The 17,202-nt window shown below is 52.8% G+C and carries 20 protein-coding genes, 1 tRNA gene and 2 pseudogenes; 11 read left to right on the forward strand and 12 right to left on the reverse strand.

The annotated features are described in order from the left end of the window. Positions 1 to 201: 201 nt before the first annotated feature. The 6 genes from JRC49_03440 to JRC49_03465 form a co-directional block, all read right to left on the reverse strand. Positions 202 to 474, reverse strand: a complete 273-nt coding sequence (locus JRC49_03440) for a hypothetical protein (GenBank protein QTE71901.1) — start codon at positions 472 to 474, stop codon at positions 202 to 204. Then, a complete protein-coding gene (locus tag JRC49_03445) occupies positions 432 to 935 on the reverse strand; it encodes a hypothetical protein (GenBank protein QTE71902.1) in 504 nt (167 codons plus the stop codon). Before JRC49_03445 ends, JRC49_03440 begins: the two co-directional genes overlap by 43 nt. Positions 936 to 939: 4 nt before the next feature. Further along, on the reverse strand, positions 940 to 1,224 hold the full coding sequence (locus tag JRC49_03450; protein QTE71903.1) for a hypothetical protein: 285 nt from the start codon (positions 1,222 to 1,224) through the stop codon (positions 940 to 942). Positions 1,225 to 1,244: 20 nt separating this feature from the next. After that, the gene (locus JRC49_03455) at positions 1,245 to 1,454 is read right to left on the reverse strand and encodes a hypothetical protein (protein ID QTE71904.1); all 210 of its coding nucleotides are present in this window, start codon (positions 1,452 to 1,454) and stop codon (positions 1,245 to 1,247) included. Between the two features lie 11 nt (positions 1,455 to 1,465). After that, positions 1,466 to 1,687, reverse strand: a complete 222-nt coding sequence (locus tag JRC49_03460) for a hypothetical protein (GenBank protein ID QTE71905.1) — start codon at positions 1,685 to 1,687, stop codon at positions 1,466 to 1,468. 183 nt (positions 1,688 to 1,870) lie between these two features. Next, positions 1,871 to 2,116, reverse strand: a complete 246-nt coding sequence (locus JRC49_03465) for a hypothetical protein (protein ID QTE71906.1) — start codon at positions 2,114 to 2,116, stop codon at positions 1,871 to 1,873. A gap of 160 nt (positions 2,117 to 2,276) precedes the next feature. On the opposite strand from JRC49_03465, the gene JRC49_03470 reads away from it, so the two are divergent. From JRC49_03470 to JRC49_03485, 4 genes and pseudogenes are all read left to right on the forward strand, one after another. Then, entirely contained in the window at positions 2,277 to 2,654 is a 378-nt protein-coding gene (locus JRC49_03470; GenBank protein QTE71907.1) for a helix-turn-helix transcriptional regulator, read from the forward strand. 159 nt (positions 2,655 to 2,813) lie between these two features. Beyond that, positions 2,814 to 3,278: a hypothetical protein gene (locus JRC49_03475; protein ID QTE71908.1), complete on the forward strand. Its 465-nt coding sequence runs from the start codon at positions 2,814 to 2,816 to the stop codon at positions 3,276 to 3,278. A 110-nt stretch (positions 3,279 to 3,388) separates the two neighbouring features. Beyond that, positions 3,389 to 3,880 (forward strand): annotated as a pseudogene (locus JRC49_03480) (recombinase family protein). Positions 3,881 to 4,090: 210 nt separating this feature from the next. Then, positions 4,091 to 4,414: pseudogene (locus JRC49_03485) on the forward strand (recombinase zinc beta ribbon domain-containing protein). Here the strand turns inward: JRC49_03485 and JRC49_03490 are convergent. From JRC49_03490 to JRC49_03500, 3 genes are all read right to left on the reverse strand, one after another. Next, positions 4,346 to 4,816, reverse strand: a complete 471-nt coding sequence (locus JRC49_03490; protein ID QTE71909.1) for a hypothetical protein — start codon at positions 4,814 to 4,816, stop codon at positions 4,346 to 4,348. The pseudogene JRC49_03485 and the gene JRC49_03490 sit on opposite strands and share 69 nt — an antisense overlap. 128 nt (positions 4,817 to 4,944) lie before the next feature. After that, a tRNA-Ser gene (locus tag JRC49_03495) sits at positions 4,945 to 5,032 on the reverse strand. 53 nt (positions 5,033 to 5,085) lie between these two features. Beyond that, positions 5,086 to 6,504, reverse strand: coding sequence for a family 43 glycosylhydrolase (locus tag JRC49_03500; GenBank protein ID QTE71910.1), 1,419 nt, complete (start codon positions 6,502 to 6,504; stop codon positions 5,086 to 5,088). Between the two features lie 206 nt (positions 6,505 to 6,710). Between JRC49_03500 and JRC49_03505 the strand changes: the two genes are divergently transcribed. The 3 genes from JRC49_03505 (at position 6,711) to JRC49_03515 (ending at position 9,664) form a co-directional block, all read left to right on the forward strand. Beyond that, positions 6,711 to 7,439, forward strand: coding sequence for an SH3 domain-containing protein (locus JRC49_03505; GenBank protein ID QTE71911.1), 729 nt, complete (start codon positions 6,711 to 6,713; stop codon positions 7,437 to 7,439). A gap of 181 nt (positions 7,440 to 7,620) precedes the next feature. Further along, positions 7,621 to 9,192: an SH3 domain-containing protein gene (locus JRC49_03510; protein ID QTE71912.1), complete on the forward strand. Its 1,572-nt coding sequence runs from the start codon at positions 7,621 to 7,623 to the stop codon at positions 9,190 to 9,192. Next, positions 9,164 to 9,664, forward strand: a complete 501-nt coding sequence (locus tag JRC49_03515) for a helix-turn-helix domain-containing protein (protein QTE71913.1) — start codon at positions 9,164 to 9,166, stop codon at positions 9,662 to 9,664. Before JRC49_03510 ends, JRC49_03515 begins: the two co-directional genes overlap by 29 nt. 63 nt (positions 9,665 to 9,727) lie before the next feature. Here JRC49_03515 and JRC49_03520 read toward each other — a convergent pair whose 3' ends face one another. The 3 genes from JRC49_03520 to JRC49_03530 form a co-directional block, all read right to left on the reverse strand. Continuing rightward, a complete protein-coding gene (locus JRC49_03520) occupies positions 9,728 to 11,860 on the reverse strand; it encodes a bifunctional 4-hydroxy-3-methylbut-2-enyl diphosphate reductase/30S ribosomal protein S1 (protein QTE71914.1) in 2,133 nt (710 codons plus the stop codon). 96 nt (positions 11,861 to 11,956) lie between these two features. Next, positions 11,957 to 12,604, reverse strand: a complete 648-nt coding sequence (locus JRC49_03525; GenBank protein ID QTE71915.1) for a 1-acyl-sn-glycerol-3-phosphate acyltransferase — start codon at positions 12,602 to 12,604, stop codon at positions 11,957 to 11,959. Next, positions 12,597 to 13,268 carry a (d)CMP kinase gene (locus tag JRC49_03530; GenBank protein QTE71916.1) on the reverse strand — a complete coding sequence of 224 codons (672 nt, stop codon included), beginning with the start codon at positions 13,266 to 13,268 and terminating at the stop codon, positions 12,597 to 12,599. The genes JRC49_03525 and JRC49_03530 overlap by 8 nt, the downstream gene beginning before the upstream one ends. Before the next feature lie 260 nt (positions 13,269 to 13,528). Here JRC49_03530 and JRC49_03535 point away from each other — a divergent pair, with 260 nt between their 5' ends. The 4 genes from JRC49_03535 to JRC49_03550 all read left to right on the forward strand — a co-directional run bounded on the left by JRC49_03535 (position 13,529) and on the right by JRC49_03550 (position 17,184). After that, complete coding sequence (locus tag JRC49_03535) at positions 13,529 to 13,771, forward strand: AbrB/MazE/SpoVT family DNA-binding domain-containing protein (GenBank protein QTE71917.1); 243 nt, start codon at positions 13,529 to 13,531, stop codon at positions 13,769 to 13,771. 162 nt (positions 13,772 to 13,933) lie between these two features. Beyond that, a complete protein-coding gene (yfbR, locus tag JRC49_03540; protein ID QTE71918.1) occupies positions 13,934 to 14,530 on the forward strand; it encodes a 5'-deoxynucleotidase in 597 nt (198 codons plus the stop codon). 46 nt (positions 14,531 to 14,576) lie between these two features. Beyond that, positions 14,577 to 15,797: an LCP family protein gene (locus tag JRC49_03545; protein QTE71919.1), complete on the forward strand. Its 1,221-nt coding sequence runs from the start codon at positions 14,577 to 14,579 to the stop codon at positions 15,795 to 15,797. A 145-nt stretch (positions 15,798 to 15,942) separates the two neighbouring features. After that, positions 15,943 to 17,184, forward strand: coding sequence for an LCP family protein (locus JRC49_03550; GenBank protein QTE71920.1), 1,242 nt, complete (start codon positions 15,943 to 15,945; stop codon positions 17,182 to 17,184). The last annotated feature ends 18 nt before the right edge of the window (positions 17,185 to 17,202 follow it).

The following is a 17,202-nucleotide window of genomic DNA, read 5'->3' on the forward strand; positions in this document are numbered from 1 at the left end:
TCCCGTGGTGTTGGCAAGCCGGTCTATCCCGGCTGTCGCAGGTCTTTCCCTGTCGCCATATGCTGTCTGATTCATTCCGGGATTGTCAGCTCCCGGCAGCTGATATGGGGCTTGCGCCCTGGTGTGCGTGGCCGGAGTTGAACCGGCCCGCAGCGAGTAGCACTAATCCTCCGTCCGAAGTCAGGAGCGCACACCTTCCTTTCATTCCCTTCGAACGGCCCGCTGCGAATCGCATCCGCACATGTTGCCGGTCATCCCGTGTCCGGCAGTATTCCTGTATTCTGATATGCTCAGGATCCTTCCCCTGTCACATGATCCCATGGCGATTGCTTTCTCCTGCCCGCGCAGTATCCTCACGATCTCCCGCAGTTTATCCCGCAGTCGTTTCCTGGGCTCGTGATACTGATACCCGCACACAATGGATCCGTGCGTCAGGTCTTTTTTCTTTTCAGCGCAGCTATCACGCTTTTGCACATCATCCATCCCCTTTTCAGCCCGCGCGGTATTCCCAGATCTGTCTCCCGGCAGCGAAGAGAGATTCCCTCGTCAAGCCAGGTGGTCTCCACCCCTGGATAAGCCCTTGAGCCTTTGATAACCGCCGTAAGATTTGAGATCCTGTCTTTGCCAACAATGACCGACCGGTCATCCCAATATTCCGATGCGTGTACCTTCCGGGAATCACCGCCGAACAGTTCTGTATGCTCTGGCAGGTTCGCGTTCACGGCATCAAACACAATGCCTTCCCTGGTACACCATTTCACCGCCTCTGCCAGCTGCTCCCCGGCTCTGCAGGTCCAGAGAATGATCTTTGCCCCGTTCGCCTGCTCTCGTAAAAGCGCATCAATCACGCCCCTGTTCGCCTTTCCGATTTCCGGCCAGCGGTCATCCTCACACAGCGTCCCGTCAAAATCGACGGCAATTACCTTCTGCAGCATGCTTTCAATCCTCCAGCGGGCCAATGATGCGGAATGTATGCGATTCATAATCCGCATTGGCCGTGTATATGGCATCATCCACGGGATTCATGCTTTTTCTCATAGCCTCCCTGGCTTTTTCTGCGTGAGTTCGCGTACCTAAAAAGAGCAGCGTTTCACCGCTGCCTGTTGTGCCGTGGTCGATATACCCCGGCGTGGCAGCCAGCACTCTTTCACAGAGCCGCCGCCTGAATGGATGCCGCTTTGGATCCGGTAAACTTCCTAGTCGTAAAACAAATACCTGTTGCATGGTGTTGGCCTCCTGATGTGTTATATGGTGACGCCTGCCTCACGGCAGCCGTCTTTGTAGGCTTTCATTCGCTGCGCCAGCAGATTTCCGATATCCTCCATCACCTGCTTGACGGCTTCCTTCGCGCTGTCATCCTCTTCGATATAAAGCGGCACAGCCGGAAGAAACTCTCCTGTGCCTGGCGCACGGAGCGCGGTAAATCCTATCTGGATAAATGTCTTCTTTGCCATCGCTGTTTACCTCACTCGCTGTACTGCTTGTCCTGTATGACAAGCGCATCAATGGCGTCAATCTCTTCCATCGTAGCGAACAGATAGTCAAAGGATTTTTTGAAGTGTCTGCAAAGGATCTTGCACTCGCAGGGGGTGAAACTTCCGTTCTGCATCTTGTAAAGAAACGCCTGGCGGCTTTTGCCGATGATATCTGCCATATCATCAAAAGACAGGCCGTGCGCGTCTTTCATCGCGTAAAGGTGTGGAAACAACTGAACATCACCTCTTTAGTTGGCGTTCCGCCAAGGTACTGTGTACTATACTGGCTTTTCGCCAACTTGTCAACCCTTTTGACAAAATTCTTGTCGTTTCGCCAAGTTTTCAGACATAAAAGAAACCGCCCGGATCCTTTGTCCGAGCGGTGTTCACGGCATTTACAAATTTTCTGTTTTTTGATCGTTTTTCCCAGGTGAATCAGCCTCGTCGATCTCTTCCTGTGTAGCAAACAAGTAGTCAAATGATTTTCCGAAATACTGACACAGCACTTTGCATTCACACGGAGTGAAGCTGCCGTTTTGCATCTTCTGGATAAACGCTGATTGACTCTTACCGATGATACCACCCATGTCATCCATGGAAAGCTGATGGATTCCCTGCATAGCATAAAGATGCGGAAACAAGAAAACGTCACTCCTTTTCACTGAGGGTTCCGTGGTGTTACGCCCACATATTGTATGTGTATATGGCGCATTGCCACTTTATAATGATTTTTCCCGCAAAATTTCTTGACATTTCGCCAAGTATTGTGTAAACTAAACAAGAAGGGGGGTCAACTTCATAATGTTGAAAGAGCAACTTCGCAAAGCCAGAAAAGCCGCTGGCAAAACGCAGAAGGAAGTCGCCGCATTTTTGGGCGTTACTGAATCCACCTACTGCGGATACGAAACCGGCAAGAGACATCCGGATGCAATCAAACTCAATAAGATTTCCAAATTCTTGGCTGTATCCGGTGACGTTCTGCTTGAAACCGGGATCGATCAGGAAGCAAGCTCCGCTGATCATCGCAGCGACGTTGAATCTGTTTGCCTTACGCCTGAAGAGTTACACATCCTTCAGTGCTTCCGTTCGCTTAATGCATCCGGCAGATCCCTCGCTGTTTCCACAATGACCAACATGTCCTCAAACCCGAGCCTGCGGGAAGAATCATCAAACATATAACGCATCAACCCATATCACATTTCATGGGGGATAGTTAAAATGCACAAAAAGTACATACTTATCCTGTTTGTTGCAGTCATATTGTTGCCATGTGTTGCCTTCGCTAATGTAACTGATAAGCGCGGCTTAGTTGAGTTTGTTGAATTATACACGCAAAGAATGGATGAATATCAGCAGGTCAACGGAACCACTTTTGATCTGATGCCTGGCACATCCACACCCTCTTTCTGGACCGGCGAACTTCAGATCGTTGAATCCCTGGCCGGAAGCATCGGCGTTTACCCGGGAGATTTTACGGTTCACGATGTCCTGATGACCCTCTCTGTCTCTTCAGACGAAGAGTCTGCAAATCAGCAGTCCTATATCAGCTGTGCAGCTGCCATGTCCGCGCTGGAATTTGACGCCTCACAGGACAAAGGTTTCCGTGTGATCGACAGCAGCGCAATGAAAGAAGCTATACTGAACATCGGCAATATTTATATTGACCTGGGCGATATCCTCGATAAAGTGAAAGCAACCGGATCCCGCGCCCTGGTATATTCCGGAAACTATGATTATTATGTGGACACGCTGAAAAAAGGATCAGCTGATATCGTCTACCTGATTGCCGAAGAACGCAAATAAAAAATCCGCTCCGAAAACCGAAGCGGAACATGCAAAACCAGCCAACACCACTTGTCCGATTTGCATATATATTATACCGCGGACGTAGTGTGTAGTCAAGGAGAGCAAACATGAAACGCACCGATACCGCGCCGCAGAAATCGAAATCATCAGCCGACATGCCAAAGGCTGTAATCTATGCACGGTATTCCTCTCACGGTCAAACTGAACAGTCCATCGAAGGCCAGCTGCACGATAACCACGCCTGGGCGAAGCAGCAGGGCGTGATGATCGTGGGCGAATACATTGACCGTGCCTTAACCGGCACAAAGGACGCCCGCCCCGATTTCCAGCGCATGATCGAGGATGCCGCGAAACATCAGTTTGAAATGGTCATCGTCTGGAAGCTGGATCGTTTTGCCCGTAACCGTTATGACAGCGCCATCTATAAAGCCCGTCTGAAAAAGCACGGTGTCCGCGTTGTGTCCGTGAAGGAAAACATCACCGATGCACCGGAAGGCATCATCCTGGAAGGTCTGCTGGAATCCATGGCAGAGTATTACTCCGCTAACCTTTCCCAGAACGTCAAGCGCGGCATCCGCGAGAGCATGGAGAAAGGCAACTTCTGCGGCGGCATTATCCCCTACGGCTATAAAGTCGTTGATAAAAAGCTGGTGCCGGATGAAAAGAAGGCGCCCATTATCCGTTACGTATTCGAGCAGTACGCCCAGGGTGTCAACAAGAAAGAGATTATTGACGAATTAAACCGGCGCGGTGTCCGCAACCGCAACGGCAATCCACTGACCTATACCACCTTCCAGCACGCCTTGCATATGAGAACCTACATCGGGGAACACATCTTCAAAGGCCAGCTGATCCCAGGCTGCGCTACTCCCATTATCTCACGGGAGGTGTTTGACAAAGTGCAGGAACGATTGAAAGAAGTTGCCCACGCGCCAGCTGTTACCAAAGCGCGGATCCCGTATCTCCTGCAGGGGAAGATCTACTGCGGCCTGTGTGGCTCTCCCATGTTCGGTGAATCCGGCAAATCCCACACCGGCGCTATTCACAGTTATTACTCGTGCTACTCACGAAAGCGCCGTCACGGCTGCCATAAAAAGAACGAGCGCCGCGAAGAAATGGAAAAGTATATTTTCCATCAAACAATGGAATATATCCTCACGCCCTCGCGTATGGAATCCATCGCGTCTGCCGTTGTCGAGGAATATAACAAAGAATTCTCCCAATCCCGCGTTGAAGAGCTGGAAAAAGCCCTCACACAGATCAACTATGAACAGGAAAAACTTGTTGATGCCCTGGTCGACGCGCCCCAGGTCGCCTATAAAAAAATCTATTCCCGCATAGAGCAGCTGGAAGCCCAGAAAGCCGAATTCGAAACCGACATCGCCAAAATGCGCGTAGCAATGAGCCTCCGTCTCTCCGAAAAAGAAGTCCTCGCCTGGCTTTCCACCTTCCAGTCCGGTGATCCGGATGACGAAGTTTTCGTCCGCCGACTCCTGGACGCATTCATCAATAGCATCTACGTATATGATGATCACATCATCGTCTTTTATAACATTCGTGGAGGCAATCAGGTCACCTTCGAAGCCCTCTCCGAAGCACTACAAAATCCCGCAAACAAAGAAAAATCCGAACTCCTGGCGGGTTCGGATTTGAATCGAAAAAGCGGAGCGGGTGGGATTCGAACCCACGTGCCGGTAAACCGACAAACTGATTTCGAGTCAGCCCCGTTATGACCACTTCGATACCGCTCCACGGCAACGGGCGAATTATAGCACACCGCCCGTTATTTGACAAGCTTGGACGGTCAGTCGTCAAACGTGAACCGGTCCATTTCTGCCTTGCCTTCCGGCAGGTTAAACACAAAGTAAACCGCGTGTTTTCCGGTCACGCCGCTCTTGAGCGGGACAGTCACTTTCCCGCCTTCCGCTTCCATCCAGGCGATCTCCCGTCCTCCGGGAGTATCCAGGCGGACGCTGATGGAAGCCTTTGACTCTGTGTTCATCACAACAGTAATACTCTTCGGCGTGTTCAGGCCGAACTGCAGATAACGGAAGCCCAGTGTCAGGCCGTCCGTGATGTTCATTACCCTGGCGGAAACATCCTCGCGCTGCTCATATACAGGCTCAATCCAGGCGGTCTCCTGACCGCCGTGCATATGACAGGTGTATCCGGCAGATATCCATTCACGGGCATTGATGCCGTTGACCTGCGGCCCCTGGGAAGTCATTTCCACAGGCCGGGAAGCGACAGGTTCACCATCCAGGTAATCCACCTTGCCGATCCAGACTTTTCCGTTCTTGCCCAGTACCGCGTCCACAGGCTCCAGCATCGCCTGGCGGGAATACTCGTTCAGGCCGGTCTGCCGGTGATAGAACACGTACCACTGCCCGTTCACTTCCATGACGGAGCCATGGTTATTGCCCCAGCGGAAGGTCATGGTTCCCTTCCCTTCCGCATCTGTCAGGATCTCTCCGCCATTGAAGCTGATATCTCCGCCCCACTGCCAGCCGCCCAGCGGCCAGTCACTCCACATATAGGACAGGAAGCCGTTGCAGTCGTCGTATACGCCCAGTTCCGGCACAGGCTCGTTCACCCGGCGGGAGAAGATATATACATACTTGCCAAACATCTTCCGCGGGCTGGAGGCTTCAAAGAAGGATTCCCAGCCGAAAGCGTCATCTTCAGGAGACCAGGCAGCCCGGCAGTGCGGAATCGGATTCTCCCGCAGCGTGCCCGGGATAATGGTCGCCATATCCTCGTTCAGTTCCGCGCAGTAGGACTTGCAGAAGCCCCAGTAGGCATAGACCCTTCCGTCGTCGTCCACCAGGACGCCGGGATCAAAGCCCAGCTCGGTAAGGACAGGATTCGTAAAAGGTCCCCAGGGCTTGTCAGACTTAGCTACCATGATCCGGGAGCCCTTCCGCTCCGCGGCATACATGTAATAGGTATCGCCCTTCTTCACCACGTCCGGAGCATAGAGGATGCTGTCATCCTCCGCCTTGTAGCAGGTTCCGTGGCACTTCCAGTCTGTCAGGTCCGTTACCGGTGCAGACCAGACCACATAGTCCCGGCCGCAGTATTCTGCCTTTTCTGTATCATGGGAACCGTATACATATACCCGTTCTTCCCCGTTATGGGTAAACACACGGGGTTCTCCATCCGGTACATGCTCCCACAGGGGCATATAGGGATTGGCACCTTTTACAAACGACTTCCGGCTCATAGCTGTCGTCTCCTTTTTTCCTGTCTGTTGTAAAGCATATCGGATCAATCGGATGAAGTCAATTCAAAAGAATTTGGTTTTTCCGTCGTTTTCTTCTTATTGTATTTATGGTATAATACTTCTATTGAAAGAAAACTGTTTATGTCCCCGTTTTATTTAATGAGAAGGTTCTTTTCCGTGCTACATCTGAAGGGAGGATTTCATTCATGAAGAGACGTTTACTGGCTATGGTCACCATTGTTGTGATGCTCATGCTTCTTCTCCCCGCTGCGCATGCAGACGGCTATTCCACCTGGGATCCCGTAAACCAGGCGTATATGTACAACGACGTTCACTACGGCGTTGTCATCTGTACCAAGATGAATGTCCGGAATAAGCCTTCCACCAGCGGCACAACCTACGGTTCCATCCGTAACGGGCAGCCCGTGAAGGTTCTGGGCATCACCCAGGACGGCAACTTCTATCTGCTGGATCTTGACTCCTGCGGCATTCCCAGCGATCAGTACTATGGATACGCAAAGGCAAGTCTCATCAAGATTGATCCGGAATACCTCATTGCTTCAAGGCTGCTGAACCTGTATGCCACCCCCTGGGGTGACGGCCTGAAGAACGGCGAGCAGACCAACCGCGTGTTCCTGGTCATTTCCGAAGCGAATGGCTGGTATGCTGTGCAGGCTACCGAATCAACGCCCGGCACTGCTTTCATCCGGATGAAGGATGCTCCGGAAAACTATAACGGCAGGTATGTTGTCACCTGGGACACTGATCTGTACGATGACAGCACCATGACAAAATACTCGACTGTTAAGCGTTTCACCGTCGGCAGCCTCATCGGCGTCAGCGGCGATTATTCCCGGATGGTATTCAACGAAGGAACAACCAATGAGTTCTACGCCTGGGTAAACAGCCAGTATGTTGCTCCTGTGATCAACTGATCTTTCCCTTTCTTTTATGCGGCCGCATAAGCGGCCGTGTTTTTTTTACAGTTTTGTTACTTTCATCCGTACCGTTTTCACCCTGCTTTGCTTGTTTTCAACCATTCTCTTTGCTATAATAGGCGTGTTGTGGGCCCGGCCAGATGCCGGGCAGGATATAGAGACACGAAACGGTATTGGGATGAAGATGAACAGATTTGCGAAAATATATCTCTGCCTTGCGGTTCTGCTGTTGCTGCTGCTCGGCGCGTCAGCCTCGGCAGAGACCACAGTAACCTTCTCTCCGGAAAACCCGAAGATGGGTGAATATGTGGATGTGACGGTCACTCCCGGGCGGCAGGGCGCCGTCGGCGTGCGGTATGAGCTGAGCACGTCAAAGGGTGTGGTTTTCAAGGATAAGGACAAGGAGCTTTCCAAGCACTACACCGCTTCCTTCCGTCCCCGTGAGCAGGGCACCTACACGCTGACCGCCATCGTATCCTACGGTAAAAAGGATGAGGAATCCGTCAGTATTACCATTCCGGTTTCCGGCACTGCCGAAATCCAGGAAGGTTCGGATGTGCTGTACAGCCAGAAGGACGGCTGGTGGCATGACAAAACCTACTCAAAGAAGCACCACCGTTCCCTGGAAAAAGCCGGATGCGCCATCTTCACTCTCAGCCACGTCCTGCAACGGATGGGTTTCACCGGTGAGGAAGTGATGCCGGACAAGCTGGCAACCAAATACTCCGGAATGTATATCGAAGGCCGCGGAACAGACAATGAGCGCCTGCTGATGACCGCCGGAGAAAACTTCGGTTTCCAGACGCATCATGACCTGATCGAATCGGAATCCGAGCTGAAAATCTGGCTCAACCAAGGGTGCCGGTTCAGCTTTATGATTGTTATCGGTCATATAGCCCTGGCGGACGGTCTGAGCGAAGACGGAACCAAAGTACATGTGGTGGACTCCGCTCCCGGCGCTACCGCGGAACGGATCAAAAAAGCCACCATGTACATTCAGAAAGATAACGGCATTTTTGCCGCGGTTGCTTCTCCCGAGGAAATCCCCGGCTGCCGCTGGTTTTTTGAAACCGGCGAGTACGGCGGCCTGGAATACTGGCTGGATCTGTCCTACTGCGCAAAGCAGGGCATGCGTCCGGTTCGCTCCTCCTGGCTGAAGCTGAACGGTGAATCCGTCACGGATATGGAGTACGCCGGTTCCCTGGTCTCCAAGGTGACCCTCGCGGGTTCGGAAGAAGCCCTGCGGGTGAATACCCGGGACCTGCAGTGGACCACCACCGGTTCTGAAACCTCGCAGCTGATCCAGGTTACCGGTAAGAAGGGCGCTTCCTTTACCGACGGCAACGGCAAGAAGAAGGACGGTATCACCAAACCGATTCCCTATGGTTCCATGGCATTTGTCATTGGGATTACCGATAAGCAGTACTACATCGCATGGAAGGACAGCTTCGGATTTATCAATAAAGAATCAGCGGAGCTTCTCCCTGTTTCTGAGGACAGCTTCCGCACCGGGCTGATCACCCTGAACGGCAAGACAGCGGGAACCTCTCCCATTACTGTCAGGAAAGAGCCTTCCGCCAAAGCAAAAAGTATCGGCGAATGGAAGCCGGGGACTCCCGTCGCCGTTATATCCGAAAAAGGAGACTTCTATTTCGTGGAGGGTAAGGGGCTCCGCGGATGGGTCAATCAGAAATTCTTAAAACTGGAAGGGGAAAAGAACGATGGGCAGAAAGTCGACGAAGGAGAATAAATCCATCTGGCAGACAACGCGTGAGGACCTGGGCCTGACCCGTGAAAAAGCCGGCGAACTGGTTCCCGGTTTCTCTCCGGAACGCATTGAGAAGATTGAGAACGGACGCACACAGATTCAGCCTGAGGACGTGATCCTGCTGGCCGAGCATTATCGTGCTCCCGCCCTGCTCAATTACTACTGCTGCAATGAATGCCCCATCGGTGAAACCCAGGTGGTTCGTGCGGAATCAAAGGAACTGACCCAGATTGCCGTGGAAACCCTGAATGCCGTCAACCAGATGGACCGCATCAAAAACCGCCTGCTGGAGATCGCCGAAGACGGCCAGGTGCGTTCAGATGAATACGAGGACTTCATGAAGATCAAGGGCGTCCTGGACCGGATTGCCCAGAGCGTTTCCAACCTCCGGCTGTGGATGGACGAACAGATTGCGGAAAACAAATTCGGCACTGCCCAGCCGCCGGTAAACTGATCTTTCTTATTGAAGCAAAAAAGGAGCTCTGCCATCTGGCAGAGCTCCTTTGCTGTATCAGGATTATTCCTCAACCGCTTCTTCAACAGCCTTCTTGGCTTTCTTGGCGGTCTTCTTGACTTCTTCCACGACTTCCTCAGCCGCTTCCTTGACTTCTTCGACCTTCTCTTCGACGGCTTCCTTTACTTCCTCGGCAGCCTCGGCGAACTTCTCGGAAACAGAGCTTTCGGTGGCAACCACTTCATACTCGGTATCAGCAGCGGGAGTCTCGGCAGCTTCTTCAGCCACGGGTTCGGGCTCGATGGCCTGACGGATGCTCAGGCTGATCCGCTTCTTCTCGGGATCCACGCCCAGCACCTTAACCTTCACTTCATCGCCGACCTTCACAGCGTCTTCCACCTTGGCCACGCGGGCAGTGGAGCACTGGCTGATGTGAACCAGACCGTCGAGGCCGGGCTCCAGTTCAACGAAGGCACCGAAGTCGGTGATGCGGACCACTTTGCCGTCCACCACTTCGCCAACGGGGAACTTTTCAACCGCGCCGTCCCACGGATGGGGCTGCAGCTGCTTGTAACCCAGCTGGATGCGTTCGCGTTCGGGATCCAGGGACAGGATCTTCACATCCACTTCCTGGTTGGGCTTCACGACTTCACTGGGATGCTTGATGCGGCCCCAGCTCAGGTCTGTGATGTGGATCAGACCATCCACACCGCCGACGTCCACAAAAGCACCGAAGTCGGTCAGGCGGCGGACGATGCCATGGATGACCATGCCCTCTTCCAGACGTTCCCAGGCTTCCTTCTTCTTCGTGGCGGCTTCTTCAGCCACAACAGCCTTACGGCTGGCAACAACGCGTTTCTTCTGGGGATCCACTTCCAGGATCTTCAGCTTCATTTCCTTGCCGACGAAGTCAGCGATCTTCTCAACATAGCGCTGGCTCAGCTGGCTGGCAGGAACGAAAGCGCGTACGCCGGAAATGTCAGCGATCAGGCCGCCCTTGACGGCTTCCTTACCGACAGCGTCCACATACTCGCCCGCGTCGTACTTCTCCATCATGGCGTCCCACGCCTTCCGGTTGACGATGTTGCGCTGGCTCAGCAGCACATTGCCTTCTCCGTCGTTGACCTTTACGACTTCGACTTCAATTTCGTCATCCAGTTTGACATCCTGATCAACCAGATCGGTGCGCTTGATCAGTCCGTCGGCCTTGTAGCCTATGCTGACGCATACTTCGTCCTCGGTGATCTGCACGACCTTGCCGGTCAGAGTCTGTCCGGGCCGGATCCTCACCAGAGTAGATTCGACTTCCGCCATGAAGTCATTGTTTGCTTCCACCTCCGTGGTAGGGGTCAGGTCCTTGTTCTCCATGTCGCTCATGCGTGTGACAACCTCCTTAAGTGAATCCGTCGGCGTAGATGCACCGGCGGTGATTCCAATCTTTTCGGAATCCTTATTTGCAAAGGCGGGCGGAATCTCCGCCGCACTCTCTACCAGAATGGTCCTGGGACAGGCACTTCTGCAGATGTCGTACAGTTTCCGTGTGTTGGCGCTGTTCCGGCCGCCCACAACGATCATTGCGTCCATGCGGGCAGCCAGTTCACCGGCTTCCTTCTGCCGGATTTCTGTGGCATTGCAGATGGTGCAGCGGCAGTCCGGGTTTTTGACCTTTGTCTCCAGCACGGTCAGGATATCCTGCCACTTGCTGTGAGGAAAAGTCGTCTGACAGACTACCACAGCCTGTTCCATCTCAGGCAGCTGTTCTGCTTCATCGGGGCTGGCGACGATCATTACTTCGCCATGTGCCCATCCGGCAGTCCCCCTAACTTCCGGATGATCCCGCTCTCCCACCAGAATGACGGGAGTTCCGTCACGGGAGCCTTCCTCCACAATCCGGTGAAGCTTGTCCACAAAGGGGCAGGTCAGATCCAGCACTTCATTGCCGGCTGCCTTCAGCTCCTCCAGCACCTGCGGGGAAACTCCGTGGCTGCGAATCAAAACTCTGCGGCCATGAGCTTCTGAGGGATCGCCGATCGGTTCCAGTCCGCGTTCCGCCAGACGGCGGATCACCTCAGGATTATGAATCAGCTCTCCCAGCGTACAGGAGGGAATCCCGTCTGTGGCCATCGCTTCTGCCTTTTCAACTGCACGGCTGACGCCCATACAGAAACCGGCGTGCGCTGCTACCTCAACAGGCATATTCCCTTTCCCTTTCAAAAAATAATGTTCAACTGAAATATTTCTTCTTTATTATACGTATTTCCTGCCAATATTACAAATATTTTTGAGAAATTTTCAGTTTTTTCCCTGCTCAGCGTCCTTGATCATGGTCCGGAAAGTCTCCCGGAGCCTTTCATTCATGCGCTCGCAGGTATCTGTATTGATTCCCTCTGCCAGCAGGTCGTCATAGGGAATCGGCTCCCCGACGTACAGGTTGGTCACCTTGAACAGGCTGAGTTTCCGTTCAAAGTAGATCGGGATTACCGGGGCCTTGGATCTCATGGCAATCAGGGACGTACCGGATTCAATATGCTCCATCTGTCCCTCATGGTGGCGGGTACCCTCCGGGAAGATCAGTAGGATCTTCTTCATCTTCACGGCCTTCATGCAGGCGCGCATGGCTTCCATATCGGATTCATGCCGCCCGACCAGGATGCAGTGAAGCCGTATCAGCATGTTCCGGAGGAATTTGCTGTTTCCAGCCAGTTCTTTCTTCGCCAGGAACACAATCTGGTGGCGCGGAATTCCCATGGCCATCACCACAGGATCCAACGCATGCCGGTGATTGCCGATCACTACATAGGGCGGATCCTGCAGCAGCCGTTCCTTGTGATGGAAGCGGACCGGCATCAGGGTGTGGAACAGGATATTGGCCAGCACCCGGGCAATTTCATAGAGGATACCGCGTTTTTCTGTCACCGCTTCCAGTTTCTTCTCAGCCATGGCGTTTTTCCTCCACAATTCTGAGAATCGTATCCACCACCTCATCAAAAGTCAGGTTCGTGGAATCCACCAGCACAGCGTCCTCTGCCTGGCGAAGCGGCTCCACCGGCCGGTTCATGTCCTGCTCGTCCCGCTTGATCACTTCTTCCAGCACCTGTTCGAAAGTCTCGGAACTGTTCTTCTTCTGCAGCTCCAGGAAGCGCCTGCGGGCACGTTCCTCCGCCGACGCGGTCAGGTAAATTTTTGCTGTTGCGTCAGGAAGTACCGTAGTACAAATATCTCTGCCGTCCAGCAGCATATCCGTTTCCGATGCCAGCTTCTGCTGCAGGCGCACCATAGCCTTGCGCACCTCGGCATACCGGCTTACAGTGGAGGCTGCCATGCCTACTTCCTGGGTGCGGATCAGGCCGGTCACATCCTCCCCTTCCACAAACGTATGCTGTCCGTCCGTCTCATGGGTGACGGCAAAATTCAGGCTGTTGCACAGGGCCACAATCGCCTGCTCATCCTGAACGTCCATATTCCTTCTAAGGGCAGTCAGTCCCAGTGCGCGATACATTGCTCCCGTATCCAGATGCAGAATGCCAAGCTTTGCCGCAACCGCATCCGCAACCGTGCTTTTGCCTGCGCCGACCGGACCGTCAATGCCAACGTTAAGCCTCATGCTTATATCCTCCTGTAAGCGGGAATCCGTCCCGGTTCCGGGCGTTTTCCCCGTATCTATATAACCTTTTATATTATACTCTTCAGCTTCTTTTTATTCAATCCGTATGCTGTTTTCCCGGGGTTCTTCCATGTTCTGGGAATAAATAGATTTTTACAATCACACGTCCGCTTTCTTTGTGATTTTATAGTTGACACATTTATACCGTACTTTTATAATGAGCTTGATATCAGACGTCTCCGGACAAGGAGGTTTTTACCATGAAATCAACAGGAGTCACCCGTCAGCTGGATTCCCTGGGACGAATTGTCCTGCCTGTAGAACTCCGCCGCACTCTGGAGATCGGCCCCAAAGACACGCTCGAAATCATGGTGGAGGGCAACTCCATCGTCCTGCGCAAGTATGAAGCTGACTGTCATTTCTGCGGAGGCAAGACCGGGCTGACTGCCTACAAGGACAAGCTGATCTGCCGTCGCTGCCTCAAGGAAATCAAAGCCATCTGACATTCTCTGCTCGTGATTTTTCAATCCCGGACCATTCCGGGATTTTTTGTTTTCTTGAAGTTTCCCTTCCCTCAGCGTATAATAAATGCTGTTATCCGGATCACTGATCTGTCTTTTTCAGGGGTGTGAAGGATCATTATTCATGATCTCTGGAGGGTTTCCATGTCCTTTCCGTTTTTCGCGTATCTTTCCCGGCTCAGGTTGATCCACCGCTGGAGCCTCATGCGCAACACCGTGCCCGAGAATGACGCTGAGCATTCCCTGCAGGTGGCCATGATCGCCCACGCCATTGCGATTATCGCCCGGGACCGTTACGGAAAGGATGTTGATCCGGAGCATGTACTGTCCCTGGCGGTTTATCATGATGCGACAGAAGTGATGACCGGCGATCTGCCGACGCCTGTCAAGTATCACAGTGATGAACTGCGGGGCGCCTATCACCGGCTGGAGGAGCTCTCCGCCGACAGGCTTCTGGCGCTTCTGCCGGAAGACCTGCAGCCTGCCTTTACCCCGTATATGAAGCAGGCCTCCGGATATGAGCACACTCTGGTCAAAGCCGCCGACCGTATTTCCGCCTGCATCAAGTGCATGGAGGAACAGCGTGCCGGCAACCGGGAGTTCGATTACGCCGCGGAAAACATCCGCGAAAGCATCTCTGCCATCGACCTGCCGGAGGTCAAGGATTTCCTCACCGATTTCCTGCCCGCCTTCGACATGACCCTGGACGAGCTGAACCATCCTTCTGACGAAAACCGGTAAGCAGTCCTCCCGGTCAGAATTAAAAGAATAATTTGGAGGTTAACTCATGAAACGACTCTTAGCCCTGCTGCTCATCTTTGCCCTGCTCCTTCCCGCCTGTTCTTTTGCGGAACTGGACGAGGAGGACTTCGATCTGGAAGAAGAAGTCGAGGATATGGACCTGGATGAGGATGATGGGATCTCAGATGAAGTCATCAACGCCGAGCCCGTTTCCGAAGAACTGCAGGAAGAAATCCGCAGCGCCCTGGAAAATGCGGACTTTGTCCCCACAGGCGAACTGGATGAAAACAACCTGTTCATCAACCGGAACCTGCCGGACAACGTGATCAACATTCTGCTGCTGGGTGTGGATACCCGCAATGCGGAACTTATCGAGGAAGACGTGAAGCTGGCGGACGTCCAGATTATCCTTTCCCTGAATACGGAAACAGGCGACGTAAAGCTTTCCTCCATTCTCCGTGATACGGTCGTCATGAATCCCTTCACCGGCGTCCGTTCCCCCATCAACTACTCCCTTCGTTCCTTTGATGACAAGGGTAAATTCCATGACGATCCCCAGCGCGCCATTGCGACGGTGAACTATAACTTCGAAATGAACATCCAGTATTACGTCATGATCAACTTCCGTGGCGTAGCCGCCATCGTGGATAAGCTCGGCGGCATCGATCTGGAGCTGACCGAGGGCGAAGCGGCAAACATCAACTACTACCTGAAAAAGAACGCCAAGTCCATTTCCAAGCACTATGACACAAAGGAAGCCAAAGCTGCCCGTGTTGAACTGAAGGTGGAAGACGGCGTACAGCACCTGGATGGCCTGCAGGCCCTGATGTATGCCCGGCTTCGCCAGAACAAGACCAAGAAAAAGTACAACCTGGGCGATGACTGGCAGAGAACAGCCCGTACCCGCAACCTGCTGGACAAGCTCCTGCAGAAAGTGCTCAAGGGCAACACGGATATCATCGACCTGGTCAGCTTCTCTGTGGAATACATCAATTCCAACATGAATCCTGCTACCATGTTCGACCTGATCCGCACCGTCCTGGGCGGCAGCATCCTCAACAAACTGGGATCCGGCGATTCCATTATGGAACAGTTCCGTATCCCCATGGGCAGCGCGGATGACAACACCAAGACCTGGTCCTATGTCCAGGAAAAGGGCGACCTGTACGGCAAAATCTGGCTGAGCAAGACCAACGGCAATCTCCAGAAAAACATTGAGGGGCTGCACGAATTCATCTACGGCAAATACTATCCCGCCGGAGAATAATCATTCAGGCAGGAATCAGACGGACAGCTTTCGGGCTGTCCGTTTTTATATGCCGCGGATTTGACCGGAAAACTTTTTCTGCAATGTTTTACCGGTTCACACCGTTATATGATATGATTATGAATCATGTTCAACGGAGGTTTGTATGAAACGATTTTTCGCCCTGATCCTTGCACTCGCCCTGCTTCTTCCCCTTTTTGTATATGCGGAGCAGGCTGAGGAAGAGGTTACGGAAGATGTTAACCTCGATGAGGATTATTCTTTTGATGAAGAAGGCAACCTGCTCCTGCGAGATGATGAGACCGGTGAAACCTACAGTCTTTCCGCCGTCAGCGATGAGGATATAGAAAAGCTTGCCGCCCAGTATGAACTGGACGAGTCCATTGATCCGAACGAACTGGAAATCAATGAAAACCTGCCGGATAATATCGTCAACATCCTGCTGATCGGCCTGGACGTCCGCGGAACGAAAAAGGAAAAGCTGCTCACGGAACAGGGTAAGTATTCCAAGCGTTCCGACGTGCTGATCGTTCTTTCCATCAACCTGGATGACGGTTCCATCAAGCTTTCTTCCATTGCCCGCAACACCTACGTGGAAGTGCCCGGCCGGAAGAATAAGACCATCATCGCCAACAGCTACGGTCACGCAAACTATAAAAACGGTGAATTTGTATCCTGGACCGATACGCCGGAAACCTGTATCCGGACGGTCAATCACAATTTTGAGCTGAACATCCGGCATTATGTCGCCATCAACTTCTACGGTGTCGCGCAGATTATCGAAGGCCTGGGCGGTGTTGATCTCGACCTGACCAAAACAGAAGCCACCGCCATCAATACATACCTGTCCACAGGCACCATCAAAAACTCCAAAGGTGAAAAGATTTCCCACGGCAAGGCCATCGCTAATTCCTATGACGATAAGAACGGCAAACGGGACAAGCTGAAAAAGACAAGCGGCGTGCAGCATCTGGACGGCATCCAGGCACTGATGTATGCCCGTCTCCGGAGCATTGACAGCGACTTCGTCCGCACCGCCCGCACCCGTCACCTGCTGGACTGCCTGCTGAAGCAGACCCTGGAAAAAATCAAGGCAAACAAGCTGAATGTGCTGGACCTGGTATCAGACTTTATTTCCTACCCGATTACCAACGTCAATCCAAGCACAATCATGCAGCTGGCCGGCAAGGTTATGTCCTCTGGTGTCATGGATAACCTTGAATCCACAGATTCCCTGATCTCCGAGTTCCGGATTCCAATCGACGGTCACTGGAAGTATGATACTGTCGATGGCGCCAGCGTCACGATTATGAAAGATAAACAGTTTACCGTTGAATCCCTTCATGAATTCATCTACGGTAAATACTATCCCGCCAATGCCCAGTAAGCACCACTGAACCGCATA

Source organism: Clostridiales bacterium FE2011 (assembly GCA_017569305.1).
Taxonomy (GTDB): Bacteria; Bacillota; Clostridia; order Christensenellales; family Aristaeellaceae; genus Aristaeella.

Excerpts from the sequence above, each read along its gene's own strand:
- JRC49_03445 (QTE71902.1), bottom strand. The coding sequence starts at position 935 with ATGCTGCAGAAGGTAATTGCCGTCGATTTTGACGGGACGCTGTGTGAG.
- JRC49_03450 (QTE71903.1), bottom strand. The coding sequence starts at position 1,224 with ATGCAACAGGTATTTGTTTTACGACTAGGAAGTTTACCGGATCCAAAG.
- JRC49_03455 (QTE71904.1), bottom strand. The coding sequence starts at position 1,454 with ATGGCAAAGAAGACATTTATCCAGATAGGATTTACCGCGCTCCGTGCG.
- JRC49_03460 (QTE71905.1), bottom strand. The coding sequence starts at position 1,687 with ATGAAAGACGCGCACGGCCTGTCTTTTGATGATATGGCAGATATCATC.
- JRC49_03470 (QTE71907.1), top strand. The coding sequence starts at position 2,277 with ATGTTGAAAGAGCAACTTCGCAAAGCCAGAAAAGCCGCTGGCAAAACG.
- JRC49_03475 (QTE71908.1), top strand. The coding sequence starts at position 2,814 with ATGGATGAATATCAGCAGGTCAACGGAACCACTTTTGATCTGATGCCT.
- JRC49_03500 (QTE71910.1), bottom strand. The coding sequence starts at position 6,504 with ATGAGCCGGAAGTCGTTTGTAAAAGGTGCCAATCCCTATATGCCCCTG.
- JRC49_03505 (QTE71911.1), top strand. The coding sequence starts at position 6,711 with ATGAAGAGACGTTTACTGGCTATGGTCACCATTGTTGTGATGCTCATG.
- JRC49_03510 (QTE71912.1), top strand. The coding sequence starts at position 7,621 with ATGAAGATGAACAGATTTGCGAAAATATATCTCTGCCTTGCGGTTCTG.
- JRC49_03515 (QTE71913.1), top strand. The coding sequence starts at position 9,164 with ATGGGCAGAAAGTCGACGAAGGAGAATAAATCCATCTGGCAGACAACG.
- JRC49_03520 (QTE71914.1), bottom strand. The coding sequence starts at position 11,860 with ATGCCTGTTGAGGTAGCAGCGCACGCCGGTTTCTGTATGGGCGTCAGC.
- JRC49_03525 (QTE71915.1), bottom strand. The coding sequence starts at position 12,604 with ATGGCTGAGAAGAAACTGGAAGCGGTGACAGAAAAACGCGGTATCCTC.
- JRC49_03530 (QTE71916.1), bottom strand. The coding sequence starts at position 13,268 with ATGAGGCTTAACGTTGGCATTGACGGTCCGGTCGGCGCAGGCAAAAGC.
- JRC49_03535 (QTE71917.1), top strand. The coding sequence starts at position 13,529 with ATGAAATCAACAGGAGTCACCCGTCAGCTGGATTCCCTGGGACGAATT.
- yfbR (QTE71918.1), top strand. The coding sequence starts at position 13,934 with ATGTCCTTTCCGTTTTTCGCGTATCTTTCCCGGCTCAGGTTGATCCAC.
- JRC49_03545 (QTE71919.1), top strand. The coding sequence starts at position 14,577 with ATGAAACGACTCTTAGCCCTGCTGCTCATCTTTGCCCTGCTCCTTCCC.
- JRC49_03550 (QTE71920.1), top strand. The coding sequence starts at position 15,943 with ATGAAACGATTTTTCGCCCTGATCCTTGCACTCGCCCTGCTTCTTCCC.